This is a genomic window from Nocardia abscessus NBRC 100374 (assembly GCF_000308455.1).
GTDB lineage: Bacteria > Actinomycetota > Actinomycetes > Mycobacteriales > Mycobacteriaceae > Nocardia > Nocardia abscessus.
Window position 1 is genome coordinate 196,883 of sequence record NZ_BAFP01000080.1, and the last position, 6,413, is coordinate 203,295.

The 6,413-nt window shown below is 70.3% G+C and carries 5 protein-coding genes; 1 reads left to right on the top strand and 4 read right to left on the bottom strand.

Annotation, left to right across the window (positions count from 1 at the left end):
* Positions 1-38 precede the first annotated feature (38 nt).
* Positions 39-1,694, top strand: a complete 1,656-nt coding sequence (locus tag ON19_RS15875; RefSeq protein WP_051168933.1) for an alkaline phosphatase D family protein — start codon at positions 39-41, stop codon at positions 1,692-1,694.
* Between the two features lie 36 nt (positions 1,695-1,730).
* On the opposite strand, the gene ON19_RS15880 is transcribed toward ON19_RS15875, so the two are convergent.
* The 4 genes from ON19_RS15880 to ON19_RS15895 all read right to left on the bottom strand — a co-directional run.
* On the bottom strand, positions 1,731-2,873 hold the full coding sequence (locus ON19_RS15880; RefSeq protein ID WP_043692291.1) for a metallophosphoesterase: 1,143 nt from the start codon (positions 2,871-2,873) through the stop codon (positions 1,731-1,733).
* Positions 2,874-2,949: 76 nt separating this feature from the next.
* Positions 2,950-4,191 (bottom strand): tryptophan synthase subunit beta, encoded by a 1,242-nt coding sequence (gene trpB / locus ON19_RS15885; RefSeq protein ID WP_083899411.1) that lies wholly within the window; start codon positions 4,189-4,191, stop codon positions 2,950-2,952.
* 166 nt (positions 4,192-4,357) lie between these two features.
* Positions 4,358-5,581, bottom strand: a complete 1,224-nt coding sequence (locus tag ON19_RS15890; RefSeq protein ID WP_043692294.1) for a serine hydrolase — start codon at positions 5,579-5,581, stop codon at positions 4,358-4,360.
* A 41-nt stretch (positions 5,582-5,622) separates the two neighbouring features.
* Positions 5,623-6,413 (bottom strand): serine/threonine-protein kinase (locus ON19_RS15895; RefSeq protein ID WP_498043916.1); only part of this gene is annotated, 791 nt, incomplete at its 5' end.

Genomic DNA, 6,413 nt, shown 5'->3' on the forward strand with positions numbered 1-6,413 from the left:
TCCCCTTCCCGGCGCCGCGCGCGGCCTTACGCTGAGTCATGGCCCTTTCACGTCGGAGATTGCTGCGAGTCGGCGCCGCGGGGTCGGCCGCGTTGCTGGCGGGAACAGCGGCGGCGAGCAGTGCCCGATTTCCCGCCCCACGCCGGCTCGGCGACCCGTTCGCCTTGGGCGTAGCGTCCGGCGATCCCGCTCCCGACGGGGTGGTGCTGTGGACGCGGCTGGCCCCCGACCCGCTGGCGCCGGACGGGCTCGGCGGCATGCCGCGCGACCCGGTCACCGTCGACTACGAAGTCGCGCACGACGAGCACTTCGGCCAGGTGGTGGCGCGGGGCTCGGCGGTGGCCACGCGCGCACTCGGCCACAGCGTGCATCCGGAGGTGCACGGATTGGCGCCGGACCGCTGGTATTTCTACCGGTTTCGGGCAGGCTCGGCCGTATCGGCGGTCGGCAGGACCCGCACCGCCCCGGCGCCCGGGCAGGCCATGGCGCGGTTGCGTTTCGCGTTCGCCTCCTGCCAGTCGTGGAGTTCCGGCTACTACACCGCCTACGAACACATGAGCCAGGAAGACCTGGACCTGGTCGTGCATCTGGGCGACTACATCTACGAGCGGGCCTGGGTGCGTGGCCGGGCCGGCGCCGACATGGGGCCGAATTTCCGCGACGAGGCCGTCGACCTGACCGGCTACCGCCTGCGTTACGCACTGTACAAATCGGAGCACCCGCTGCGCGCCGCGCACGCGGCGTTCCCGTGGCTGGTCACGATGGACGATCACGAGGTCGACAACAACTGGGCCGCGGGCTCGCCCGGCATCGGTCTGGACATCTGGCGGGTCCCGGCCCTGTTCCGCCGCCGCCGCGCGGCCGCCTTCCAGGCCATGTACGAGCACCAGCCGCTGCGGCTGGCGCAACTGCCGACCGCGGCGGGGATGCGGATGCATCGCCGCTTCCGGTTCGGCTACCTCGCGGAGATCACGATGCTCGATACCCGCCAATACCGCACACCGCAGGCTTGTGACGGTGCCGTGGTCGACGGCTGTGCTGAGCGGCTCGCCCCCGATCGAACTATTCTCGGTGCGGCACAGCGTGATTGGCTGATCGACGGATTGACCCGGTCGCCGGCCCGCTGGCAGGTCCTCGGCAACCAGGTCGGCATGAGCCAGAACGACTCCGATCCGGGCCCGGCGCTCAGCGTCTCCACCGACTCCTGGGACGGCTACGTCGCCGATCGCAATGCCGTGCTGGGCGCCGCCGCGGCGCGCGGCGCGGGCAACCTGGTGGTGATCACCGGTGACCGGCACGAGAACCAAGCCGCCGATCTGCGGCGCGACTACACCGATCCCGGCTCACCGGTCGTGGCGGCGGAATTCACCGGCACCTCGATCACCAGCAACGGCGACGGAACCGATCTGAGCGACAAAGGCCGCACACTGCTGGCCGCGAACCCGGATATCAAATTCTTCAACGCCCAGCGCGGATATGTCCGGGTCGAACTCGACCACCAGCTGTGGCGCAACGATTTTCGCGTCGTTCCCTTCGTCCGCCGTCCCGGCGCGCCCATCCACACGCGCGCCGGTTATGTCGTCCAGAACGGGATCCCGGGTGTCGTCCAGGCATGGAATCCCGGCACCCCTGCCCCACCGGCGCCTTCCGCCGAAACCGCCAGTCAGGCCGAGGCCGACCGCGGCCACCGATGACGAGCCGGGCGGACCCGGCTCCCCTCGAGCCGGGGCTCAGCCTGCCGCGGAGTCCGAACGCAGGACGAGCACGGTGATCTCGCTCGGGGCGAACACTCGCAGTTGCGGCCCCCAGAACCCGGTGCCCCGGCTGGTGTAGAGCTGGGTGCGGTCACCGTGGCGGCTCAGCCCCGCGACGACGGGCTGTTCGAGCCGGACGAGATAGTGGAAGGGCCAGATCTGGCCGCCGTGGGTATGGCCGGAGATCTGCAGCGCCACACCCGCGGCCGCTGCCTCGCGGACCTGCCTGGGCTGATGGGCCAGCAGAACGACCGGCGCGTCCGGGTCCGCGCCCGCGAGCGCGGCGGGCAGATCGGGGCCGTGACCGGTCAGGCCGATGCCGGTCGGGTCGTCGATGCCCGCGATCACCAGCTGATCGTCACCGCGGCGCACGGTCTCGTGCTGGTTGTGCAATGGCTGCCAGCCGAGCGAGGCCATGTGATCGATCCAGCCCTGGGCGTCACCGAAATATTCGTGGTTGCCCGTGATGTAGAACCGGCCGAGTTCGGCCTCGACCTTGCCGAGCGGATCCACCTGCGCGTGCCGCTTCGCCACCGACCCGTCCGCGAGATCGCCCGCGTGACAGGCGATGTCGGGGTGCTGCGCGTTGACCACCTCGACCACGCGTTCCGACCAGCGCAGCCGGTCGAGTGCGGCGTAATGGGTGTCGGTCACGACGACCATGCGCAGTCCGTCCAGCGCCGGTCCGAGACCGGGAATGGTCACCTGCACCGTGCGCACCCGCGGCACCCGGCGCGCTTCGAACACACCCCACGCCACCAGCACCGTCGCGGCCGCGAGCACGCCCACCGCGACGATCCGGGAGCGCGCCGGATCACCGACGCCCGCCACGGTCAATCCGGCGCGCGCGAGATTCCCCAGCACCGACCAGCTGAAGAACACCCACATCACGCCGAGCAAGGTGTCGCCGACGATCGCGGCGGCATCCGACTGCGCGCGCCCGTGACCGAGGAACATCGACGCTGGCAGGCAGGCGAACCCGAGCAGGAACAGTGCCGAACCCAGCCAGAACAGCGGGCCGGATTCCTCGGTCGGCGCCGCCACCAGAGTCCACCAGGGCAGCAGGAACAGTACGGCGGGAATCGCCAGGAACAAGATCAGGCGGGGCACAAACTTCAAGAGGGCTCGTCCTCGTGCGCGGGTGTAGCGCGCGGTCCCTCTCCGGCGCCATGGGCGCTCTCGACCATAGCAGCGGCTACGCCACGCCGAGCCGGTCGGCGGCGACGGCGAGATCCTTGTCACCGCGGCCGGACAGGCACAGCACGATCACCGAGCCCTCCGGAACCTCGCCGCGACCGGCCATCTCCATCAGGTAGCCGACGGCATGGGCGGACTCGAGCGCGGCGAGGATGCCCTCGGTGTGGCTGAGTGCCTGCATGCCGCGCAGCGCGACGGCGTCGGTGGCCGCGCTATAGGTCACGCGGCCACTGTCCTTCAGGTGGCTGAGTTCGGGACCCACGCCCGGATAGTCCAGCCCCGCCGCGATGCTGTGGGTGCGCGCGATCTGGCCGTCCTCGTCCTGCAGCAGATAGCTGTAGGACCCGTCGATCTCCCCGGGGCTGCCCATGCAGAGGGTCGCCGCGTGCTCGCCGGTGTCGACCCCGAGGCCGGCGGCTTCGACGCCGATCAGCCGCACCCCCTGATCGCCCGCGAACGGATGGAAGACCCCGATGGCGTTGCTGCCGCCGCCCACGCAGGCCAGGACGTAATCGGGCAGCTTGCCTTCGGCGCGCACGATCTGGATCCTGGTCTCCGCGCCGATCACCGTCTGGAAATCGCGCACGATCCGCGGATACGGCGCGGGCCCGGCAGCGGTGCCGAACAGGTAGTGGGTGGTGTCCACGTTGGCCACCCAGTCGCGGACCGACTCGGTGATCGCCTCCTTCAGCCGCCGCGAACCGATGTCCACCGGCCGCACGTCGGCGCCGAGCAGCTTCATCCGCACCACGTTCGACGCCTGCCGCCGCATGTCCTCGGTCCCCATGTAGACCACGCAGGTCAGTCCGAGCATCGCCGACACCGTCGCGACCGCGACGCCGTGCTGACCCGCTCCGGTCTCCGCGACGATCCGCTTCTTGCCCATCCGCCGGGCCAGCAACGCCTGCCCGAGCGCATTGTTGATCTTGTGAGCGCCCGTGTGGGCCATGTCCTCGCGCTTGAGATACACCCGAGCGCCCGGCACACCCAGCAACTCCGCGAACCGCTGTACCTGATGCAGCAACGTGGGCCTGCCCACCCGATCGCGCAACAGCTCCCGGTACTCGGCCATGAACCCGGCATCCGCCCGCGCGAGGCGGTAGGCGTCCTCCAGAGCCAACAGCGCCGCCATCAGTCCCTCGGGGACGAATCTGCCGCCGAACACACCGAACCGCCCGCGCTCGTCGGGGAACATCTCGTGCCGGTAGCCGCTCACCGCCACGTCGTGGTCAATCCTCATCAACACCAACGCTTTCACCGCCAAAGAGCCGACGGGTCAGTCTGTTCCGCTCGCGCTAGCACAACCCCACGGGTTGGCAACAAGCGAGTTAACAGACTAAATCGCTCGGATGGCTAAGGTGTTCTCACTGGTGGAGGCGATCGGCGCGGCCGGGCGCGGCGCGTGGCTACCGGTCGGCAGGCACGGTGGCGGAGATCTGCGCGACCAGCCGCCACGGCCGCTCGGTGTCGGTCGTGGCTTTGCCACTGGTGAGGATCGCACCGGACAGCCCACGCGCCGGGTCCGCCCAGCCGTACTGCGTGGTCAATCCACTTCGGCCGAAATGCGACCCGGTGTCGCGGCCGAACTTCGACCTGCGCCCGCCGAGCTCGAAACCGGCTCGGCTGACCCGTCCGGCCACACCGGGTATCCGGCGAGCCGGTCGCACCGCCTCGGCCAACGTCTCGGGCCGGATGATCCTGCGGCCGTCCGGTGCGCCGCGCGTGAGAATCTCGTAGAACCGGGACAATTCGGCCGCGTTGGTGATCAGATTGCCCGAGGGCAGCTCGGCGGTGAGGAAGGCGTCGGTGGCCGCGCGTGAGGCGCGGTCCATTCGCCCGCCGATCGCTTTGCGCGCCAGATAGCTCGCGGTTCGTGACGGAGCCGGACCGGTCTTCACGCTGGGCACGACCTTGTCGAGATCCTCGGGCCGCACGCCGAAGTTGGTCCAGCGGAACCCGAACGGCTCCAGCACCTGCTCGGCCAGATGCTCGCGCAGACGCTTGCCGGTCGCGCGCTGCACCAGCAGGCGCAGGACCAATCCGAGGGTCAGCGCGTGGTACACCCGGAACCGTCCCGGCTTCCAGCTCGGGACGAGGTCGGCCAGCGCGCGCACGGCCAGTTCCTCGTCGAGGACCAGATCGACGCCCTGATACGGCGGCGTGACGAACGGAATCCCGGCGGAGTGCGAGAGCACGTCACCGATCGTGATGGCGGCCTTGCCGTTCGCCGCGAACTCCGGGATGTAGCCGGACACCGGCTCGTCCAGCGCGAACGCGCCCTGCTCGACGAGCATGAACATCAGCGCACCGGCCACGCCCTTCGCGGTCGAGAAGCCGCAGAACGGCGTGTCCGGGGTGGCCAAGACCTTGACCGCGTCCGGCCCCTCGCCCGGCGCGTTGCCCCAGCCGTGGCCGATGGTCCGGTTCAGCACGATTCTGCCGTCGCGGCGCAAGCAGACCTGAATCGCCGGGGTGCTGCCCAGGCGATACCACGCCTGGACCGACTCCCACAGGGATTCCACGGCGGAGCGGCTGAGCCCGGCCGCCTCGGGATCGTCCTCGGGGCCCCGGGTCGTCACCGCGTCCAAGTCGTCGACGATCGTCACCGATCCAGCCGTTGCTGTGCTCACCCGGCCAGCTTATCCACCGTCGGCGGGTGCCGCCGTGCCGCTCACAGCGGCGCCGACCGCCACCACTGGTCGAACAGGTCCTGACCGGTGTGGTGATCCCAGGACACGTCGATGACGACCCACGCCAGGGCCGGGTCGTCGAAGCCGACGGTCAGCAGTCCGGTATTGCCGCCCGGGTAGTGGCTCCAGCGCACCCGCCCGGAGCCGGACGGCCTGCGCCAGGTATCCCGGCGGGTGGTGTCGTTGTCGATGTTGGTGTCGAACGTCGAGTCGCGCCGGGGGTCACCGCGCCGGAAAGACCAGACGTACCAATGGATGCCGTTGTCCTGACGGCATTCGACCGCGGGGGCGCCACCGTTGTTGACCACGTCGATGTCGGTGCATCGTGCGCCTTGGTAACCGGACCCGTCGGGGTTGGCCGGGAGCAGACCGGGCAACAGCGCGACGAGTTCGGCGTTGCGTCCCCACGCCGTCGAGCCCGCGGCCGTGGTCGCACTCGGCGGCGGCGTGGTGGTACCGGGCGCGGTGGACGGAGGAGCGCTACCCGCAATCCCCACTCCTGGAACGGTGTTCGAGCCGAGGACCAGCACCCCGGCGAGCGCGAGCGACAGCACCAGCACAGCGGCCGCGGTGACCAGGATGCGACGCGAAATGCGCGCGGGCCGAGCGGGCTGCGGTGCAGCGACGGGGTGCGGCCGGGGCGGCGCGGGCAGCGGGGCGAAGGCCGCCGCGGCAGCGACGGCCAGTGCGCGGCAATTCTCGTAGCGGTCTTCCGGACGCTTCGCCATCGCGGTGGCGATGACGGCGTCCAGCGCCGCGGGCAGCATCGGAT

Coding starts and splice junctions, on each gene's coding strand:
- ON19_RS15875 (WP_051168933.1), top strand. CDS start 39: ATGGCCCTTTCACGTCGGAGATTGCTGCGAGTCGGCGCCGCGGGGTCG.
- trpB (WP_083899411.1), bottom strand. CDS start 4,191: ATGAGGATTGACCACGACGTGGCGGTGAGCGGCTACCGGCACGAGATG.